Origin of the sequence: Brevibacterium sp. SIMBA_078, from assembly GCF_046534565.1 — a bacterium.
Taxonomy (GTDB): domain Bacteria; phylum Actinomycetota; class Actinomycetes; order Actinomycetales; family Brevibacteriaceae; genus Brevibacterium.
Genome location: NZ_JAWRYQ010000359.1, coordinates 1 through 257, shown reverse-complemented (window position 1 = coordinate 257; position 257 = coordinate 1). Strand labels below are relative to the sequence as shown.

At 30.4% G+C, this 257-nt stretch carries 1 protein-coding gene; it reads left to right on the top strand.

The annotated features are described in order from the left end of the window. Positions 1–257 (top strand): hypothetical protein (locus SB749_RS20025; RefSeq protein ID WP_410711848.1); only part of this gene is annotated, 257 nt, incomplete at both ends.

Genomic DNA, 257 nt, shown 5'->3' with positions numbered 1-257 from the left:
ATCTCACTAAATTTTAGTTCTATTGAAGAATTTGAAGATTTTCTTAAAGAAGAAAATGCTAAGGATTTAGCAGAAAATTATGCTAGTGAAGAAAATGATCAATTTGTTAGTAATTCTTTAATGGCCTTAGCAACGGCAAAAGCATCATCTAAAGCTAAGACTACGACAAAAACTTATAGTTTTAAAGAATACAACGGAACTGGATATATTGGTTCCTATGCTCGTGTAAATAGAGTTAGTGGAAAGGTTAAAAAGGT